At 44.4% G+C, this 20,673-nt stretch carries 18 protein-coding genes and 1 other RNA gene; 8 read left to right on the forward strand and 11 right to left on the reverse strand.

Features of this window, described 5'->3' with window-relative positions:
- Positions 1–402: a hypothetical protein gene (locus HMPREF9447_RS06325; RefSeq protein WP_009128870.1), complete on the forward strand. Its 402-nt coding sequence runs from the start codon at positions 1–3 to the stop codon at positions 400–402.
- 90 nt (positions 403–492) lie between these two features.
- On the forward strand, positions 493–672 hold the full coding sequence (locus HMPREF9447_RS06330) for a hypothetical protein (protein WP_044137495.1): 180 nt from the start codon (positions 493–495) through the stop codon (positions 670–672).
- A 79-nt stretch (positions 673–751) separates the two neighbouring features.
- Here HMPREF9447_RS06330 and ssrA read toward each other — a convergent pair.
- Positions 752–1,148, reverse strand: a transfer-messenger RNA (tmRNA) gene (gene ssrA / locus HMPREF9447_RS27700).
- 176 nt (positions 1,149–1,324) lie between these two features.
- On the opposite strand from ssrA, the gene HMPREF9447_RS06335 reads away from it, so the two are divergent.
- The 6 genes from HMPREF9447_RS06335 to HMPREF9447_RS06360 all read left to right on the forward strand — a co-directional run bounded on the left by HMPREF9447_RS06335 (position 1,325) and on the right by HMPREF9447_RS06360 (position 10,033).
- The gene (locus tag HMPREF9447_RS06335; protein ID WP_009128871.1) at positions 1,325–2,191 is read left to right on the forward strand and encodes a cytochrome c biogenesis protein ResB; all 867 of its coding nucleotides are present in this window, start codon (positions 1,325–1,327) and stop codon (positions 2,189–2,191) included.
- Positions 2,188–2,973 (forward strand): cytochrome c biogenesis protein, encoded by a 786-nt coding sequence (locus tag HMPREF9447_RS06340; RefSeq protein WP_009128872.1) that lies wholly within the window; start codon positions 2,188–2,190, stop codon positions 2,971–2,973. Before HMPREF9447_RS06335 ends, HMPREF9447_RS06340 begins: the two co-directional genes overlap by 4 nt.
- Positions 2,974–2,990: 17 nt before the next feature.
- A complete protein-coding gene (locus tag HMPREF9447_RS06345) occupies positions 2,991–4,376 on the forward strand; it encodes a cytochrome c peroxidase (RefSeq protein WP_009128873.1) in 1,386 nt (461 codons plus the stop codon).
- A gap of 217 nt (positions 4,377–4,593) precedes the next feature.
- Entirely contained in the window at positions 4,594–7,413 is a 2,820-nt protein-coding gene (locus tag HMPREF9447_RS06350; protein WP_009128874.1) for a beta-glucosidase, read from the forward strand.
- A 55-nt stretch (positions 7,414–7,468) separates the two neighbouring features.
- Positions 7,469–8,584, forward strand: coding sequence for a lactonase family protein (locus tag HMPREF9447_RS06355; RefSeq protein ID WP_009128875.1), 1,116 nt, complete (start codon positions 7,469–7,471; stop codon positions 8,582–8,584).
- A 390-nt stretch (positions 8,585–8,974) separates the two neighbouring features.
- Positions 8,975–10,033 (forward strand): DUF4831 family protein, encoded by a 1,059-nt coding sequence (locus HMPREF9447_RS06360; RefSeq protein ID WP_009128876.1) that lies wholly within the window; start codon positions 8,975–8,977, stop codon positions 10,031–10,033.
- Positions 10,034–10,041: 8 nt separating this feature from the next.
- Here the strand turns inward: HMPREF9447_RS06360 and HMPREF9447_RS06365 are convergent, their stop codons facing one another.
- The 10 genes from HMPREF9447_RS06365 to HMPREF9447_RS06410 form a co-directional block, all read right to left on the reverse strand.
- The gene (locus HMPREF9447_RS06365) at positions 10,042–10,392 is read right to left on the reverse strand and encodes a PqqD family protein (protein WP_009128877.1); all 351 of its coding nucleotides are present in this window, start codon (positions 10,390–10,392) and stop codon (positions 10,042–10,044) included.
- 14 nt (positions 10,393–10,406) lie between these two features.
- Entirely contained in the window at positions 10,407–11,798 is a 1,392-nt protein-coding gene (locus HMPREF9447_RS06370) for an MFS transporter (RefSeq protein ID WP_009128878.1), read from the reverse strand.
- Between the two features lie 150 nt (positions 11,799–11,948).
- A complete protein-coding gene (gene secG, locus HMPREF9447_RS06375; RefSeq protein ID WP_009128879.1) occupies positions 11,949–12,326 on the reverse strand; it encodes a preprotein translocase subunit SecG in 378 nt (125 codons plus the stop codon).
- A 4-nt stretch (positions 12,327–12,330) separates the two neighbouring features.
- Entirely contained in the window at positions 12,331–13,224 is an 894-nt protein-coding gene (locus tag HMPREF9447_RS06380) for a hypothetical protein (protein WP_009128880.1), read from the reverse strand.
- Positions 13,225–13,232: 8 nt separating this feature from the next.
- On the reverse strand, positions 13,233–13,760 hold the full coding sequence (locus tag HMPREF9447_RS06385) for an LptE family protein (protein WP_009128881.1): 528 nt from the start codon (positions 13,758–13,760) through the stop codon (positions 13,233–13,235).
- Positions 13,747–14,991 (reverse strand): sigma-54 interaction domain-containing protein, encoded by a 1,245-nt coding sequence (locus tag HMPREF9447_RS06390; RefSeq protein WP_009128882.1) that lies wholly within the window; start codon positions 14,989–14,991, stop codon positions 13,747–13,749. The genes HMPREF9447_RS06385 and HMPREF9447_RS06390 overlap by 14 nt, the downstream gene beginning before the upstream one ends.
- Position 14,992: 1 nt before the next feature.
- Positions 14,993–16,090 (reverse strand): 4-hydroxythreonine-4-phosphate dehydrogenase PdxA, encoded by a 1,098-nt coding sequence (gene pdxA, locus HMPREF9447_RS06395; protein ID WP_009128883.1) that lies wholly within the window; start codon positions 16,088–16,090, stop codon positions 14,993–14,995.
- Between the two features lie 98 nt (positions 16,091–16,188).
- Entirely contained in the window at positions 16,189–17,244 is a 1,056-nt protein-coding gene (locus HMPREF9447_RS06400) for a DUF4837 family protein (RefSeq protein WP_009128884.1), read from the reverse strand.
- Positions 17,245–17,313: 69 nt separating this feature from the next.
- Positions 17,314–18,354, reverse strand: a complete 1,041-nt coding sequence (gene rlmN, locus HMPREF9447_RS06405; protein WP_009128885.1) for a 23S rRNA (adenine(2503)-C(2))-methyltransferase RlmN — start codon at positions 18,352–18,354, stop codon at positions 17,314–17,316.
- Between the two features lie 156 nt (positions 18,355–18,510).
- Positions 18,511–20,649: a SurA N-terminal domain-containing protein gene (locus HMPREF9447_RS06410; protein ID WP_009128886.1), complete on the reverse strand. Its 2,139-nt coding sequence runs from the start codon at positions 20,647–20,649 to the stop codon at positions 18,511–18,513.
- Positions 20,650–20,673: the final 24 nt, after the last annotated feature.

A 20,673-nucleotide genomic window follows, 5' to 3' on the forward strand; every position in this document is an offset into this window, starting at 1 on the left:
ATGAAGTATAATCATTTTTCAAAAGCATTGCTTATCACCGCCATGTTTCAGTTATGTCTCTCAACCTCTATGTCTGCAAGACAACACTTATGGGAAGTTGATGATAACGAGAAACCAATTCCAGTGTCCTTGTCCGGCATTTATCCACACCTTGCCTATTATAATAATGAAGGTGAATGTGGCACAAGAGCTGTTGTTCCATGGTCAGGACATTTATGGATGATAACTTATGGTCCTCATTTGCCAGTAGGCTCATCAGATAAATTGTTAGTGATGACTGGAGTAGACATCAAACAGGCAATATTATTGTTTCAGAGGACAAAAAAGCCACCATTTGGGCAGGTGCTATCGATGATCTATGAAAGATGGGAAAACCTGTCGGTTCCGGTGGTCCGTGGGTAGATAGTAACGTGAAAGCCTTTGAGAAATCAAATCCTTATCTCATCAGTCATTACGACAAAAAAGAACTCTCACTATCACATACAGGGAAGGATGAAATTTACAATAGAAGTAGATACTACAGGAAATGGGGATTACATGGAATATAAGCCTTTTAATGTCGCTCCCTGCAAAACAGTAAACTACACCTTCCCAAAAGCATTCCATGCCCGCTGGATACGTTTCTTCACTGACAAGGAAACCATAGCAACAACCTTGTTGAACTATAAGTAATAATCGCAATTTCTAACCATCTGCCCATTAAAAAAGGCTGTCTCAAAATATATTTTGAGTTCAGCCTCTTTTAATCTTTCTGTGGAGCTGGAGGGAATCGAACCCTCGTCCAAACGAGGAAATCATAAGCTTTCTACATGCTTATCTTTGCTTAGATTTTCGAGCAACGGCAGAACCAAAGCCATCAATCGTTGCCTTATCCTTTAAAGTTTCATTCTTGCCTCAAGGCCGACAAGAACTATCCCCGATGTAACTGCACCACTGGATCGGAATGCTTCGGAGCAACAGCTTCCGAGTGATGTCTCGTCCCAGCACCTAGTGCCGGGATTAAGCTAATCTACTATGATTCGATTAAGCAGCAAGAGCGTATTGTCTTTCGCCAGATAAAATTTTGAGGACTGAGATTAAAGTGCAAATCAACGACGCACTGCATGCTTACTTACTATTTCTACCCGCTGTCAAATCCAGTCAACCCCAGAGTATATACAGTTCTTAGAAATCATGGGCACAAAGATAGATATTTTTTTCGGAACTTAATAATCAAGACAGCTAATATATCTTTCTATTGTAATAATTACAATTTTATATCAATTTTATATGATTATTCAATTTTATTTCATTCCTTTGCAAAAGAATCAGAAAAGACACGACTATGCGCTATGTATACACAATAGGATTTATCTTATTAGCAATTGTTCTTCAACTGCTTACAGGGAATTTTCCGGTTTCTTTCTTTGCTTTCCCTCTCAATATTATTTTCGCTGCAATCTGGCTTTTCTTGTTGTGGATATTATATAAAGAATATAGAAATACAAAAATCACCCGGTTCCTTTGTTCTCCCCAAACCAGTATTTTATCCATAGGATTGTTCATTGGTGGCGGTCTGGTGATAGGGCTTTTCCCACAATTATCGGATGCGGAAACCCAAACTCATGGAGGATTGCTTGCAACATTAGGTTGCTACAACTTCATGACTTCTTGGACATTCATAGCAATACTTTTCTTATTATTGAGCAATCTGGCAATGATTACTATTCATGCCTGCCGACATCGCAAACAAACCCGATGGCGCTTTATTCTGAATCATGCAGGATTATGGCTCGCCCTGTTTGCAGGAGTCTTGGGCAGTAGTGATACACAAACATTACGCATACCTTTATATAAAGGAGAACCTGCACGCGAAGCATTCGATATGAACGGTACATCGCACTATCTGGATTATGAAATAGAACTTAATTCTTTTGCCGTAGAATATTATCCTAACGGACATCCCTCCCGCTTTGCGGCAAATGTGCGTTTGGGAAATGAAGAAGCATTGCTGGAAGTAAACCATCCGTATTCCTATCAGTTGGGAGAAGATGTATACCTCAGCGGATATGACGTGATGAAAGGTAATGAAAGCAGCTATTGCATCTTGCAAGTAGTAAGGCAACCCTGGAAGTATGTTGTGGTGGCAGGCATCCTGATGATGCTGGTGGGAGCTATTCTTTTATTCATTAACGGTCCGAAAAGCGTATGATTAATTGGGATAATTTTTATGTATTTGCAGCAATATCCGTCTGCTTATGGTTGGCAGGAGCTGTATTTGCCCTTCGCTCATCCGTGAGGAGCAAGACTGCGATCCTCTTCACAGCAAGCGGTATCCTTGTTTTAGGTATATTCCTGACCGGATTATGGATATTCCTCCAACGTCCCCCATTGCGCACAATGGGAGAAACCCGGCTGTGGTACTCTTTCTTTATGGAAGTAGCCGGATTGCTAACTTATATAAGGTGGAAGTATCGCTGGATTCTCTCTTTCTCCACCTTACTTGCCACTGTCTTTGTCATTATTAACCTGATGAAGCCCGAGATACACGACCAATCGCTGATGCCAGCTTTACAAAGCATCTGGTTTATTCCTCATGTCACCATCTATATGTTTTCCTATTCAGTTCTAGGCTGTGCTTTCATCATTGCACTAACCGGATTGTACCGTCATAAGAAAGAATATTTGCAGACAGCGGATAATCTGGTTTATGCAGGCGTGGCATGCCTTTCTATTGGCATGTTACTGGGATCACTTTGGGCAAAAGAAGCATGGGGCAACTATTGGAGTTGGGATCCCAAGGAAACCTGGGCCTCGATTACCTGGATGGGATATTTGCTTTACGTGCATCTACGGCTTTTCAGGAGAGCCGGACGAAAGACACTCTATGTGCTACTCATCTTGTCTTTTCTGGCTTTGCAGATGTGCTGGTATGGAGTAAATTACTTACCGGCAGCTCAACAGAGTATACATTTATACAATCGCAATAATTAACTTAAAACAAAAGTGGTATGAAGAAAAGTACAAAACTAATCGTGGCACTGTTGGTAGTAGTGACAGCATTAGCAGTCACTTACCGGCTCATGCACCGGGTGCCCTCTGCTGATTTGGAAGCAAACGCCCAAATGCAACAGCTCATTACGGATGCAGGATGTTTGAGATGTCACACCTCAACTCCGGATTTGCCATTCTATGCAAATGTGCCTGTGGCAGGAAAAGTTGTCATGGAAGATGTTAGCAAGGCTTACCGTGCCTTCGACATGACTCAAATGGAGAAAGATCTAAAAGCAGGTCACCCCCTCAATCCGGTAGACCTAGCCAAAGTGGAGAAAGTGATTCTTGACGGAAAAATGCCGCAAGCCAAGTATTATCTGGTACATTGGGGAGCTTCCTTTAACGATGCGAAGAAAAAAGTAGCACTGGACTGGGTAAAGAACCACCGCATGGGTATGTATGAAGACATCTCAGTGGCTCCCGAATTCGCCAATGAACCCATTCGTCCCATTGCTGACTCCATCGCAGTAGATGTGCGTAAAGTGGTTCTTGGTAATTTATTGTATCATGACACCCGCTTGTCAGCCGACAACACCGTATCATGCGCCAGTTGCCACGGGCTGGATACAGGCGGTGTGGACAATAAGCAATATTCCGAAGGTGTAGGCGGCCAGTTTGGTGGCGTAAATGCTCCGACAGTGTACAATGCAGCTTACAACTTCGTTCAGTTCTGGGATGGACGTGCCGGAACACTTGCCGAACAAGCTGCCGGTCCTCCCTTGAATCCCGTAGAGATGGCTTGCGAATCATTCGACCAGATTATCAATAAGCTGGCAGAAGACAAGAATTTCGTATCAGCATTCAATGAAGTATATTCCGACGGATTGAGTGAAAAGAATATCACCAATGCCATTCAAGAGTTCGAAAAGACACTATTAACCCCTAACTCACGCTTCGACCGCTATCTGAAAGGTCAGAAAGACGCCATCACTAAAAATGAAATGGCAGGATACGAGCTTTTCAAAAAGTACGATTGCGCCACCTGCCACGTAGGAGAAATACTGGGCGGACAATCTTACGAACTGATTGGTGTACAACATGATTACTTTGCCGACCGCCAGGCAGAAATGACCGAAGAAGACAATGGCCGTTTCAAACAAACCCAGGCGGAACGCGACCGCCATCGTTTCAAAGTTCCCGGTTTAAGAAATATCGAACTTACCGCTCCCTATTTCCACGATGGAAGTATGGCCACCATGGATGATGCCATCCGTGCAATGGCTAAATATCAGTTAGGCATTGACCTGCCCCAAGAGGAGGTCGATAAAATCGTCGCTTTCTTCCGTACATTAACAGGTGAATATAAAGGGCAGTTACTGACTAATAAAAACATGAATATTTAAACTACAAGATAACAGATGCATTCATCTTCAACAGATGAACCTGTCCCCAGATTCTCCCGAAGCCTCCACAAATCACTGATTAGGGTTTGTGGAGGCTTATTCTTTTGAATTATTTATCAGTGGAATATATCATACACAAACATGGACAATTTTGTCCACTCCCTCCCCTTGAATTGCCGTATCTTTGTCTATAGATTTAAAAGAAAAACGATATACCATGAAAAGAATAATTACGACTTGCCTGCTATTAAGTGGCACCTGTCTATTATCAGCCCAGAAGATTCCATCCGTGTACAAACCTACAAAAAGCGAGATGTACCGGAAAGGATGGATAGACTTCAACAAAAACGGAGTGAAAGATGTGTACGAAGACCCCAATGCCACGCTGGACGCACGCATTGAAGACCTGCTCAGCCAGATGACACTGGACGAAAAGACCTGTCAGATGGTCACACTCTACGGCTATAAACGCGTACTAAAAGATGACCTGCCCACTCCCGAATGGAAACAAATGCTTTGGAAAGATGGCATAGGTGCCATTGACGAACACTTGAACGGCTTCCAACAATGGGGACTCCCGCCATCGGATAATCCGAATGTATGGCCAGCCTCCCGCCATGCCTGGGCACTGAACGAAGTGCAACGCTTCTTCATTGAAGAAACCCGCCTTGGCATTCCCGTGGATTTTACCAATGAAGGCATCCGTGGCGTAGAGAGCTACCGTGCTACCAACTTCCCCACCCAATTGGGATTAGGTCATACCTGGAACCGCAAACTGATACATCAAGTGGGACTTATCACCGGACGGGAAGCCCGCATGCTGGGATATACCAACGTCTATGCCCCTATTCTCGATGTAGGCCGCGACCAGCGTTGGGGACGATATGAAGAAGTGTACGGAGAATCTCCTTACCTCGTTGCTGAACTGGGTATTGAAATGGTGCGAGGCATGCAGCACAACCACCAAGTGGCTGCCACCGGAAAGCACTTTGTGGCCTACAGCAATAACAAGGGTGCTCGCGAAGGTATGGCACGCGTAGACCCACAAATGTCTCCGCGCGAAGTGGAGATGATACACGTCTATCCCTTCAAACGGGTCATAAAAGAAGCAGGTATGCTGGGTGTGATGAGTTCGTACAACGACTACGACGGCATCCCCATACAAGGCAGTTATTACTGGCTAACTAAACGCCTGCGTGGCGAAATGGGCTTCCGCGGATACGTCGTTTCCGACAGTGACGCCGTAGAATATCTCTATACGAAACACAGCACTGCCAAAGACATGAAAGAAGCCGTACGCCAAAGTGTGGAGGCGGGTTTGAATGTACGCTGCACCTTCCGCTCACCGGACTCGTATGTATTGCCGCTCCGCGAACTGGTAAAAGAAGGCGGATTGAGCGAAGACATCATCAACGACCGTGTACGTGACATCCTACGTGTAAAGTTCCTTATCGGACTGTTTGATGCTCCCTATCAGACTGACCTTGCAGGGGCCGATAAAGAAGTGGAAAAAGCCGAGAATGAAGCAGTAGCCCTACAAGCCTCACGCGAAAGCCTCATCTTATTAAAGAATGAAAACAACGTATTGCCACTGGACATCAACAACATAAAAACAATAGCCGTATGCGGCCCGAATGCTAATGAAGAAGGCTACGCACTGACGCACTACGGCCCGTTGGCAGTAGAAGTAATCACAGTATTGGAAGGTATCCGCCAAAAGGCCGAAGGCAAAGCAGAAGTGCTGTATGCAAAGGGTTGCGACCTTGTAGATGCCAACTGGCCGGAAAGCGAACTCATCGAATATCCTATGACGAATGAAGAGCAAGCAGAAATAAACAAAGCCGTAGAGAATGCACGCAAGGCAGATGTGGCTGTCGTTGTATTAGGCGGCGGACAACGCACCTGTGGTGAAAACAAGTCACGCAGCAGTCTCGACCTTCCGGGACGGCAACTGAAACTTCTTCAAGCCGTGCAGGCAACGGGAAAGCCCGTTGTACTGGTGTTGATTAATGGTCGCCCACTTTCCATCAACTGGGCGGATAAGTTTGTCCCCGCCATTCTGGAAACCTGGTATCCGGGCTCCAAAGGTGGAACAGCAGTGGCTGATGTGCTCTTCGGAGACTATAATCCGGGCGGAAAATTGACTGTTACTTTCCCTAAAAGTGTGGGACAAATCCCCTTCAACTTCCCCTGCAAGCCTTCTTCGCAGATTGATGGAGGGAAGAATCCGGGTCCGGATGGAAATATGTCACGTGTCAATGGGTCACTTTATCCCTTCGGATATGGTCTGAGTTATACCACCTTCGAATATTCCAACATTGAAATCAGTCCGAAAATGATGACTGCCAACCAAAAAGCAACCGTACGCTGCAAAGTTACCAATACCGGAAAACGTGCAGGAGATGAAGTTGTGCAACTCTATATTCGCGATATGCTGAGTAGCGTTACTACTTATGAAAAGAACCTTGCAGGGTTTGAGCGTGTCCATCTGCAACCGGGAGAAACGAAAGAAGTCACCTTCATCCTTGACCGCAAACATCTGGAACTACTGGATAAGCACATGGAATGGGTAGTAGAACCCGGAGACTTCAGCATCATGGTAGGCGCCTCTTCCGAAGACATCCGCTTGAATGGAATGTTGACAGTAGAAGACCCTGACGCTCCTGTACAAATGCAAGCTAAAACAGATAGTCCTGTGACTGCCAGTACCAATCTGGAAAGCGTAATGAACGTACTTGATAAAAAAATGAATACTATTTGGGAGGGAAATAAAGGAGATTATATTACCTTTGCCTTAGAGAACGGTTCTAAGGTAGATGGTGTTTCCATTGCATTCAACAGAAGCAACGGTCTGCCGGCAGAGTTTGAGATACAGCTTTCGGGCGGTGGCGGACAGTTCCTGACGGTTTATTCGGGCACAGTCAGCGAGTACGGCAAGTTGATTTCATACACGTTCAAGGGAACTACCGCCAGCGACTTGCGTATCGTGCTGAACGATGACCGTGTAGGAGTGGCGGAAGTGAAAATTAACGATTAACGGACTAGTGATGAGTGATTAGTACTTATCACTAATCATTAAATACTAATCACTCATGAAATCTCTTCTTTTCTTTATGCTTGGATTAGCCATGGTGGCCTGCTCTCCTCGTAAGGCGGGAAACGTAAACAGTGAAAGCGATGAACTCACCATGCTGGTGGGCACGTATACCGACGGAAACAGTAAAGGCATCTATACCTTCCGTTTCAATCAGGCAACAGGTATGGCAACGGCACTCAGCTCCATTGAAGTGCCCAATCCTTCTTATCTCATTCCTTCCGAAGACGGAAAGTTCATCTATGCCGTCAGTGAAATGAACGATACAACGGCAGCACTCAATGCTTTCTCTTTCGACAAAGAGACAGGACAGCTCCGCCTGTTGAACCGCCAACCAACTATGGGTGCTGACCCATGCTACGTTTCCACTAATGGAAAAGAAGTACTTACAGCCAACTATAGTGGCGGAAGTATGTCCATCTTCCCGCTGAAAAAAGACGGTTCACTGGAACCTGCCGATACCCTTTTTGAAGGTAGCACCGGTGGTCCGGATGCTGGCAGGCAAGCAACGCCCCACGTGCATTGCGCCGTTTTCTCTCCGGACGGGAAATATATCTTCGCCACCGATTTCAGCGCCGACCGCATCCTGCGATTCGTCATGCATCCGAAGAGTATCATCCCCCACCCCTCTGCCGAAGCCATCGAAGTGGATTCCAATTCCGGCCCTCGCCATCTGACATTCAGTCCCAACGGAAAGTACGCCTACCTTATTAGTGAGTTATCCGGTAATATAACCGCTTTCAGCTATTTGGATGGGAAATTAGAAAAGATACAGACCATTGCCGCCGATACACTCCGTGCACGTGGCAGCGCAGATATACACCTCAGTCCCGACGGGAAATACCTCTATGCCAGCAACCGCCTGAAAGGTGACGGCATTGCTATCTTTGAAGTAAATCCTGAAACCGGTATGCTGGCAAAGGCAGGATACCAATTGACAGGCATTCATCCGCGCAACTTCATCATCACACCGAATGGAAAGTATCTGTTGGCAGCTTGTCGGGACAGCCATGTAATTCAGGTATTCCAACGCGATCCCATCACAGGACTGTTATCTGATACCCATCAGGACATCAAGGTGGATAAGCCCGTTTGCGTCCAATTCGTAAAATAACCGGGCAAAAGCTTGACTTCCGGTGTTTAATATCGTATATTTGTCATCATAATCCTGATTTAGATTCGGATTCATAGATAGTAACAGGGAGAAACTTTCGCTTCTCCCTGTTTTTTTATATTCACCGGACTTCTTGACCGGAAAAACGCTTTCAAAGCATGAAACGAATCGTTTCAAAAAGAGAAACACATCGTCTCATGGGGCGAAACAGACCATCTATTGGGATAAAACACACCATCTATCGAGACGACACACACCATCTATCGGGACTAAAAGAGACGGCAATCCTTAACAACAGCCTATTCTGTTAATATTCTGTAATTCTACTCTTGACAAAAATAACTTCATTAACTTTGTCCCTTAACCGAAATTGTTTTAACAACGCGACTTATGAAGAAAAAGAATATAGTATTGCTTTCAGCCCTGTTATTCTCCGTGACCGCTGTAGCCCAAACGGAAGTGACAGCCGGTGTCACCCGTGGCAAGGACTATGGGGTGACTTATGTATTGCCTAAAACGGAAATTGAACTCACCGTGCAAGTTACCAAAAACACCTATACTCCCGGAGAATTCTCGAAGTATGCCGACCGCTATCTACGATTGAACAACGTCTCTCCCGAACCGGAAACCTACTGGACACTGGACAAGATACAAACGGAAGTTATCGGTGTACCCGATAAAGAAAACGTATATTTTGTGAAGATGAAGGACAAAACCGTAGCCCCTCTTATTGAGTTGAGCAAGGACGGCATCGTCTACTCTATCAACATGCCACTGGGCAGTGGACAAAAGAAGGTAACCCCGATACAGCCCAAAACTGCGAATAACGCCTCTAACCTCAATCCCCGCAATTTCCTGACAGAAGAAATTCTGATGGCAAACTCAACGGCAAAGATGGCAGAACTGGTAGCTAAGGAAATTTACAGCATCCGCGAAAGCAAAAATGCCCTGTTGCGTGGCGAAACAGACAACATGCCCAAAGACGGTGCACAACTGAAACTCATGCTGGACAACCTGACTCTGCAGGAACGTGCCTTGACAGAGATGTTTGCCGGTAAGGTAGAAGTCGAAGAAAAGACATATAATTTCCGCATTGTCCCTAAAGAGATGCAAAATGAAGTTGCTTTTCGTTTCTCAAAGAAACTGGGAGTTGTAGCCAATAATGACTTGGCAGGCGAACCTATTTACATCACAGTGACCGACCTCAAAACCATTACTATTCCTGCTGAGCTACCCAAGAAACAAGTGGATGGCATTGCCTACAACGCACCCGGCAGAGCAAAAGTTACATTGAGCTATCACAACGAGGAGTTGTATAATGCAGAAATCCCTATCACACAATTTGGTGTAGTCGAATATCTTGCTCCCGTGCTGTTCAATAAAAACTCTACAATAAAAGTATTATTCAACCCTGATACAGGAGCTTTGGTGAAAGTAGACAAAGAGTGAGGAAATTTTTAATTCTCAATTTTCAATTTAATAAGTTCATCCTTCTGTAGTTGCATCACATAGGTCGTAACTCGCGAAGCATAATTTTCGTCAGGATGGAAATGTTCGGCAAGCAGGGAAAGTATCTCTTGCACGGTACGCTGCCCATCTATCAGATTCCAGACAGCACTGCCATGCTCTTCAAGACGGATATGAATGTCAGGAGACATACTCTTGGGTAACAAAAGACGGCGCATCCATTCATACTTAAACCGGGGATAGGAGATTACAGCACAATCTCCTTCCCATTCGGTCATGATATGGTCACAACGCACCGGAATAGCATCCAGTAGACTGACTTTCCCTTCAAGTGTTCCCATAATCCGTTTTTTACCTATTCTTGAATATTAGGTTCTTCCAATTGATAACCATACTTTTTATCTGCCCTCTTCAATAAAAAGGCTACCACAAGAGATAAGCAAGCAATACCGGTAAAGATACACATCGGTATCGTATAGTCATACATATTTGTACCATCAGCTTTTTGCCCGACTATACAATAAACATCAAGTACTTTACCTATCAGAGTAGGAATACCCCACAGACCAATATTCTGGATAAAGAATATCAATGCATAGGCTGTACCTAACTGGCTCACTGGGAATATCTTGGCTACAGCGGGCCACATGGCAGACGGTACCAGAGAGAAAGCAATACCCAGAATAATCATCAATGCAATAGCTACCAGCCAGTAGTCAATGGCAGGGATGGCATATATGAAGTGTACACCTATCAGCATGGCAGCACCTAATATCATAATGGAAGCCGATTTACCGCGCTTATCAATAAACCCTCCAAACACCGGAGTAAGAATCAATGCACCCAATGCTGGCAGTCCGGCAAAAGTTCCTGCCACATTTTCATTAATGCCATATTTGATGATCATCAATTCGGAAGCAAACTTCTGGAAAGGGAACACACATGAATAGAATAACACACAGAGCAAAGCTATCAGCCAGAATCCCGGATTAACCAAGATATTCTTCACATCTTTGAAAGAGAACTTCTCTTCCTCTCCTTCCGTACCGGCTGCTATGGCAGCTTCTTCCATCTGCTTATCCAGCTTCTTATCCATCACGGAGAAGATAAAGAAAGCTATCAAACCACCCACCAGCAATATCAGTCCTAATAATACCGGAGAAGGAAGTCCTAAAGCACGTGCCATAGGAATAGCTACTGCATAACCGGCTTGCGAACCGATACGTGCCAGTGCTACCTGTACTCCCATAGCTGTCGCCAGTTCTTTTCCTCTAAACCACTTAGCGATAATCTTAGAAACTGTGATACCAGCAACTTCCGCACCTACACCAAAGATGGAGTAACCGGCAAAAGCTACAAACACACCTGTTTTATAACCGAATATTTCATTAACTCCAAAAAGTGTCGCATCCGCACCTGCAAGTCCTGTCATTGCATAATATTCGAGCGCCGTACCTCCTACCATCAGGATGGTTGCCAGTTTTCCTGTGAAGCGAATACCAAAACGGTCAAGAATCAGTCCTCCCCAAATCAGCATCAGGAAGAATACATTCAGGAAACTGTAACCGCCGGTAAAGAATCCAAAGTCGGTACTCGACCACGCCAAGTCTGTCTCCAACATCGTTTTCAACGGTGCTACCACGTCGTTTACATAATAAGCTGCCATCATCGTGAAGGCAACAATCACCAACGCGCCCCATCGGGTAGCTTTGGAGTCATTCAATTTAAGTTTCAATTGTTCTGTCATTGTACTATTTATATAAGATTTCAAATTATTGCTTTAGATTGCATAATCCCGACAAAGGTAATTAAATCTGGCATAAAAAGAAAAGAGGTTGACACCTTTTCAGTGTCAACCTCTCTCTTATTTCTGTTTGCGGTTCATCCGCGCATAGCTTTAGTTAGCTGGTTCTTCAGTAGCCGGAGCAGTAGTTTCAGGAGCTGCGGGAGCTTCTGTCTGCGGAGCAGCTGTACCAGACGGCATATTATACGGATTGGTTTTCTCTTCTTGCTGAGCCTGTTCCATAATTACATCGCCACTTCTACCAGAAGCAGTAGGAACAACATAAGCTGTAGCAATACTCATTACAACCATGAATGCAGCCAAACCCCATGTCGCTTTTTCCAAGAAGTCAGTAGTCTTACGCACACCCATAATCTGATTAGAAGAAGAAAAGCCGGATGCCAGACCGCCTCCTTTGGAATTTTGAATCAATACAATGAAGCACATCAGCAAGGATGCAATCACCATTAAGATAACTAATAATAAGTACATTTTGTTATTTTGATTTAGCGTTAATAATCAATTTCTCCAAAAATCTGATTTGGTCTGCAAAGTAAGCATTTTTTTTTGGATAATTCAAACTTAATTTTTTAATAATTTCAAGTGCCTTGTCATAACGGCGCTGTTTGATATAAATTTTAGCTAAAGTTTCGGTAAAACAGCTATCATCCAAGTCATCGGAAACTGATTTCGGAATTGTTTCCTCATCGGTTTCTTCATCCTCCGTTTCATCCTCTCGTTCTGCTTTTATATCTGCCGGCTGAATGATTTCTTCGGGAGCAACCATCGTTTCCTCTTCTTCCGCATCGTCTTCAATCAAAGGCAGCAGAAGTACTTTTTCTTCTTTAGGTAACTTCAGGCTGATTCCTTCTTCTGTCTCACTCTGGCGGATAAAACCATCAATCAAATCCTGTCCGCGCAACTTTGGTACTTCTGCCGGAACAGATGATGATGTATCCGCCTCGCCTGTCTCTTCATCATCCCGCACCAGATAAGAGGTATAATCCATGGCATAGTCCAGTTCCGTCATTTGGGAATGTTCTTCGGGAACAGTGGCAAGGAAAGCATCTATCAGTGAGAGGGTACGGTCAATGCTCGGCTCTTTTTCCAAATCCTTTTCGGCAACATGCACCGAAGTACGGGGATGGAGAGCGTATCGATCACCTTCAATCAGGTAAAACAGTACACGGCGGTCTGATACATACAATACCGCTTTACGTAGTTCTGCACCGAAATTAATATCGTGCAGCACATAGAGATTCTTGAGATAGAGCAAGCGCAGGGACTGAAAATAAGGATAACGGGCTACCAGCGTACGAAGTTCATACAAGGTATCCCGGTTCAACGCCTCGGGATGCTGTATCCATTGTTGCAAATGTACAGGCGTCATTCCTTATATTACCAGTTAGCTACAGTTGCGTTAAATATTTGTTCTGTAATGTCTTTCACCATCTTGGTTATCAAGTCATCCTGCACATCAGTCAGCAGCAAGGAAGAGTCATAGGTCTGGAAAGCTGTGAACTGTTGATCGGTGAAATCATCTTTATGATCGGTATTGTTCACAAAAGTAACCTTTACCGTCAAAGTCACCTTCACCTTTGAAGAAAATCCACTCGCATCTACCGCCTCGTTATATTGATTATAACCGGTAATCTCACCATCAATTTCAAGGTCGGCATTCCCATTGACCAGCGACAAGCGCGTCTGGCGCATAAACAAATCTTTCAAGTCCTGATTAAACTGTGTAGCCAACGGGGCATAGACATACTCCGCACGATTTTGGAAATCAGCTATCGAAATAGTCTTCACCTTAGCATAGTCAATCGAACTAATCGGGGCAAGTCCTACTTTAATACTACACGAATTTACTATCAGTAATATGCCCAGCAGCATAGCTGTCGAGGCAATCTTTTTAATCCAATCCATATTCTTTAATCTTTCTGTATAAGGTACGCTCGGAAATATTCAAATCCTTTGCCGCACTCTTGCGTTTACCATGATGTTTTTCCAAAGCCTTCCGTATCATTTCTTTCTCCACCTCATCCAGCGAGAGAGATTCTTCTACATATTCTTCCGTATCCTGTATATCTTCATCCATTTCATGAGATGGCTTTATGGAAGGATGAATAATAGTAGGCACACTCGGAGAAACAGGAGTTACCACAGCAGGTGGCTGGGCATAATAGGTGGCCGATACAGCCGGAGCAGCAGTCTTTCCACGCTCGGTCATAATCTCATGCACCAGTTTCTTCAATTCCGTCACATCCTGACGCATATCGAAGAGAACCTGATACAGAATTTCCCTTTCACTCCCGAAACTCTTGGACTCTTTGACACCGAACAAAGCCGGAAGCCGTTGCATATTATTCTGATCCGGCAAATAACCTTTCAGAATAGTGCCATTGATTTCACGATTTGTTTCAATGATAGAAATCTGCTCTGTAATGTTCTTCAATTGCCGCACATTGCCGGGCCATGAATAAGAAAGCAGCAACTGCCGGGCATCATCTGTCAATTGGATGGCAGGCATACGATATTTCTCAGCAAAGTCTGAAGCAAACTTACGGAATAATAAAAATGCGTCCTCTCCGCGCTCACGCAGAGGGGGCACCTGAATAGGTACAGTATTGAGACGGTAATACAAGTCTTCACGGAAACGTCCTTCGGAAATAGCCTGCGTCAGGTTCACATTGGTAGCAGCTACAATGCGTACATTAGTCTTCTGCACCTTAGACGAACCGACTTTAATGAACTCTCCACTTTCGAGCACACGAAGCAGACGTGCTTGCGTAGGCAAAGGCAACTCTCCCACTTCATCCAGGAAAATAGTTCCTCCATCCGCTTCACCAAAATATCCTTTCCGTTCGCCAATGGCACCAGTGAACGCTCCTTTCTCATGACCGAACAACTCCGAATCAATGGTTCCTTCAGGAATGGCACCACAATTCACTGCGATGTACTGACCGTGTTTCCGCCTACTGTACTGGTGGATGATCTGGGGGAAGCTCTCCTTACCCACACCACTCTCTCCGGTAATCAGTACCGACAAATCGGTAGGCGCCACCTGAATGGCAACGTCTATCGCACGCATCAATGCTTCATTGTTACCAATGATGCCAAAACGTAATTTTACCTGTTGTATTTCCGTTTTCGTCATACTACAAATCTTCTTCCACACTATCGAGTTTCAACTTGTCGCTGTCATCACGCTTTTCGTAATATTGTTTTCGCAAAGGGTTGGCATGTGCTTCTTTATCACGCAGGCGATTACGGAATACGTCAATAGACACATAGATAGCCTGGCGGAACGAGTCTTCGCTCGCCAATCCTTTTCCTGCTATGTCATAGGCAGTACCATGAGCCGGTGAGGTGCGTATCACAGGCAATCCGGCCGTATAGTTCACACCTTCATCCATTGCCAGCGCCTTGAACGGGGCCAGTCCCTGATCATGATACATGGCAAGTACACCATCGAAATGAGTGAAATTGCCTGAACCCATGAAGCCATCAGCCGGATATGGACCATAGCACAAAATTCCTCTTGCAGCCATTTCTTTCAATGCCGGAATGATGATTTCTTCCTCTTCTTTGCCCAGCAACCCTTCATCTCCTGCATGTGGATTCAGAGAGAGTACGGCAATACGCGGTGCACCAATAGCAAAGTCCTGCTTCAATGACTGATTGAAGATAGCCAATTTTTCCTGTATCAGTTCCTTCGTTATAGTGGATGCAATCTGGCTGACAGGAATATGTCCCGTCACCAGTGCCACCCGGAAATCATCTTTCATTAATATCATCAACGACTTGGCACCATTTCCCAATCTTTCTTCTATATATTCCGTATGACCGGGGAAAGAAAAAGTCTCCGACTGAATAGTATGCTTATTGATAGGCGCTGTCACAATCACATCAATCAGCCCTTCCCTGTACTCCTCAATTGCCCTTTCCAATGCACCAAGTGCAGCCTTTCCGGCTTCCGGGTCAGCTTTCGAGAATTCCACTTTCACTTCATCATCCGTGCAGTTCACTACACTCAGACGATTGTGAGCTGCTTCCGCAGCAGAGTTCACGATACTGAAGTTTGTCGGCAAATCAAGTGACTTACGATGATAAGCTGCTACCTTGGGTGAGCCATAAATAATAGGCGTACACAGTTCCAGCATAACGGGGTCTGAAAATGTTTTCAGAATAACCTCGTAACCCACGCCGTTTATATCTCCCTGGGTAATGCCGACTTTTATTTTATTATCTTCCATTTTTTAATATATATATCACATTAGATTCTTTGAACACAGAATCACGGAGTTTCAATATCAAAGACATAGAAAGCCGTGATTCCGTATTCAAAGCAGTATTATTTTTCCTGATCAGCAGCCTGCTCTTTTGTAACCCCCAACGGTATTTCTGCTCCCGTCTGTTTATCACCCGGAACTCTCAATGTATAAAGAGAAGCTTCCATCTGGCGCATTAGATTACGTTTCAGCTTATCGGGTGAATAGATAAACGCTTCTACAACGATAATGCGTTGGTTTACCGGATCCAGGCGCATATGCGAAACATACGGGCCACCCATGAAGTCACCCTTCATACGCCACAACCCACGTGCCTCCAAAGCATATTCGCCTTGTACAGTGAGAGGACGCACATCAGTCATCAATGAGTCGGTCATCATATACACGCCTTCCTTAGATCCCGGAATATTAGCTTTCATGACAGAGTCGCGCATTTGCACAAAATATTCTTTGGTAAACGTATTCTTATCCGTATAAGGGAAAGAGTAAATAACAAAGTTCTGATCGCCGGTAGCTGCATTCGTACCTGCCCAGAAGAAATTTTCACCTTGTTTGGTAGAAGCAAGCTCTGCAGGTACCCATACATCACAATCAAACATACTCTTCACTTTCGTAGACACATAGTCATTATGCTTCTTTTCCAACTGCGAAATCTGGCGATTCATTTCCGCACGGGTGAAGAAGTCGATAATAGTCTGCTTGTTTTCCGACACAAATTTCTCGAAAGAAGCTTCATCGGGAGCCTGAATAGTCAGAATGGTCTGCGGGGCTGCATATACATCCCTTGCATACTTAAATTTAGGCTGGGTATAAATGTCCTGTACATCAGCAATGATAATGTTACGAATCAGCTTTAACGTAGCATCATAATTTGACGGAGAAGTGTACATCATACGGAAAGAACGTTCGGATTGGGGAAGCCCCGGTACATCCGTATCAAGTACGTCAAAAAGGGCCCTGCCGGCAGGACGCTCCCACATAGCGGGGTCAACCACTACCAAAATCTCATATGCACGACCGCTGGAGGTCGCACCAAATACGCCTTTCTTACCGCCACTACAAGCGGAAAAAGCAATCGCTACAAGAGCTAAACTCAAAAAAAACAGGTGCTTTCTCATATACTTACTAGTTAATGTTTTTACAAAACTACGAAGAATACGTATATCATCCGAGCCAAAGTTAATAATTTATATTAATTCTTGTTTATTCTCTTCCTGTTTGGCAGTGGAAAGCATGCCGCAAGCGGCAAATATATCTTCCCCCCGGGAAGCACGTATTGTGGTAAACAAACCGTGAGAAGTCAGATAATCACGGAGTTTATTCATTGTTTCCATATCCGCACCTTCCAAATCTACGCCTGGTATGGCATGAAACCGGATGAGGTTGACACGACAATCCAGTCCGCGCAAGAGTTTCAACAATTCTTTAGCATAGAGCAACGAATCATTCACACCTTTGAAAACAATATATTCAAAAGATAGTCTGCGCTGTTTACTAAAATCATAGTTTTTTAACAAGTCTACCATTTCTGTGATAGAGAAAGCTTTCTCTGCCGGCATCAGTTCGCGGCGTTGCATAGCGACAGGAGAATGCAGACTGACCGCCAGATGGCATTCAGACTCCTCTATAAAGCGCTGGAAACCTTTACGTAAACCAACAGTAGAAAGAGTGATTCGCTTGGGGCTCCACCCATAGCCATAAGAGGATGTCATTATCTCCAGAGCTTTCAGCACCTCGTCCAAATTGTCCAAAGGCTCTCCCATACCCATCATCACAATGTTAGTCAGCTTGTCACGTTCCGGAAAGGAATTAATCTGATTGATAATCTGGTTGGCAGTCAGGTTAGCAATAAAGCCCTGCTTACCGGTCATACAGAACTTACAATTCATCTTGCAGCCCACCTGCGAAGATACACAAAGTGTGGCACGTTCTTCATCAGGAATATAAACCGCCTCTACAAAATGCTTCTCACCTGCCCGATACAGGTATTTCACTGTACCGTCCACCGAACGCATCGCATCCACAGGCGCATCCGCTCCTACTTCACAGACATCTTTCAAGAGATCCCGGTGTTTTAACGACAAGTTCGTCATGTCGTCTATAGAGTTCACTTTCTTGTCATACAGCCATGAAGCAATCTGCTTGGCGGCAAACCCGGGCATTCCCAGTCTCTTCACCACCTCCTGCAATTCAGCGAGTGTTAATCCTAAAAGAGTTTGTTTCGGCATAATTATCTATCAATCTTTCCAGTTTATCTTTGCAAAGGTAGGAATAAAGTTGCACAAAGGCAATGGCAGGCACAGAAAATGACAGAAAGGCAGAAAGAAAAAGCCGCCTGACATAACATCAAGCGGCTTTCATATCTCGAATTATTCTATAATTCCTTAGAAGAACAGATAACGTGAATCTTTCACATCAGCTTTCAGATACAAATCGTTAAGGAACTGGCTTGCCATACGGGCATGCATATTCTGCAACGTCGTTTCTTCAGTTTCCTGATTGAAGGTCTCATTCATCTTCTCTTTTGCATACGGCTGGAGAACAAATACACCACCATTACCCTTAATCGGAGCACTCAGTTGGTTCAGTTCAGCAACAGATGCATAAGCACCTACCAACGGTTCGCTGGCACGCAATGCAGGTACATAAGCCGGAGCTGCAAAAGTTACGTGTTTCACAGAGTCGCTAACCGCATCTGCCATAGCTTTGTACTGGTCGAACGAAGTTGCACCGGCAGCTTTCATATCAGCCATGATTTTCTCAGCTTTCTTGTCGCGAAGCAATTCCAGTCTCAACTGGTCTTTCACCAAAGCCAACGGACGGTAGCCTGCCGGAATAACAGCAGAAACACCTACCACCAACATACGGTCACTTTCGCCACATTCATACAAACCTGAAACTTCACCCGGTTTTGCAGAGAAAGCCCATCTCAGAGCTTCTTTTGTACCTCTGATACCACCGATAGTATGTTCAGAACTGTACAGATCGTTTCTGTCCAGCAATTTGTAACCTGCATCTTCAGCATTAGCTACCAATTTATCCAAAGTCGGATTAGAAGCAATAAACTGGCTGAATTCATTGTATGCTTTGCTATAAGTCTCCTTGCTAAATTCTACCGGACGTTTGATGACTGCTACTTTATATTTATCCTTAACAGCCTTCTTATCCATCACCTGCAAAATGATATTTGCTTGTGCCAGACTCAAGTTAGTCAGAGCATTCTTATCCAAAGTGTTGATAGTGCTTACATATTTCAGGTTATCACCATCCAACTGCGCACCTTCATAGTTAGCAGAAGAAATCCAGGTTGCCTCACCGGTCTGGCCGTATTTCTTAGCAATCTCTGCAAAGTCGGCTCCACCCTTAATGGCAGTATAGATACTGTCAGCCAAAGCCTTTGTTTTTGTAGCATCTTCAGCAACCACCTGTATCTGACGATATTGAATAGAGTCCGCCATTGAAGCAGTAGCCAACTTCTTGAATGAGTTGATAGTGTTGTCAGTTGCATTGTAGTAAGGGCCATATACACCACCTACAGACACTGAATCCAAACGAGCTGCCACATCAGTAGGCAACGCCTTAGATGTATAATACAAATCGATATAAGGAACTTCAGAGCCGGCAGCACGAACCAGAGTTGAATAATCACCCGGAGTACCCGCAAGTTGTTCTGTATATTCCATTACTTCGCTCTGAATAGCTTCTCTATCTTCGGGGCTTGCAGTCACCTGTACATCAATGAACTTGATGTTGCGAGTTTCTACATATTGCTTGAATTGTTCTTTCTTCTTTCCATAAGCATCCTTCAAGTCGGCCTCCGTAATAGTTACGGTAGAGTCAACGATAGAAGAATAAGGAATAGCGGCCAGCAACAAGTCTGCCTGATCTACTCTTGCATTGAAAGCATCCTGAGCTTCTACCGGATTAGAGAAAAGAGACTTCGATACCAAAGCCTGATATTTTTCTGCCAGACGAGTCTGTATCAGTTGTTTTTCCAAGAAAGACCAGAACTTGTACATAGACTGATAGTATTCAGCATACTGTGCCGGCATCTGTGCCATATTCATCTTAGAATAATCCACCAAGAATTTCTTCAGCATATCTTTGTCGAAAGCACCAGTCTGCGGATTGCGGAACGGAGTCTGTTGCAGCATCGGATGTACACCTGCATCAATGATTGCCTGGATTTCTGCTTTAGATACTGACAAGCCAAGCTTCTTAGCTTCGTTTTCAATCAGCTTATTGTTGACGTAATTTCTCCAAACTTCATCTTTAATCTGGTTGGTTTGTTCATCGTTAAGTGCGTTTGAACCGCTGGAGAATTTCACAACTTCAGTATATTCTTCTACCAAGCTCTGATAATCCTGAGCGGAAAGTGACTCTCCGTTAACCTCTCCTACATCATGTGATTGGTGCGGCTGCAGTACCTTCCATGCATCTCCTGCAATGAAAGCGAACAGTGCCAAACCAATTACAATCACCAATAAGGGTCCTTTAGACCGAATGTTTTGTAATGTTGCCATTTTAGTTAATATGATTTATTTGTT

The sequence above is a fragment of the Bacteroides oleiciplenus YIT 12058 genome (genome assembly GCF_000315485.1).
GTDB classification, from domain to species: domain Bacteria; phylum Bacteroidota; class Bacteroidia; order Bacteroidales; family Bacteroidaceae; genus Bacteroides; species Bacteroides oleiciplenus.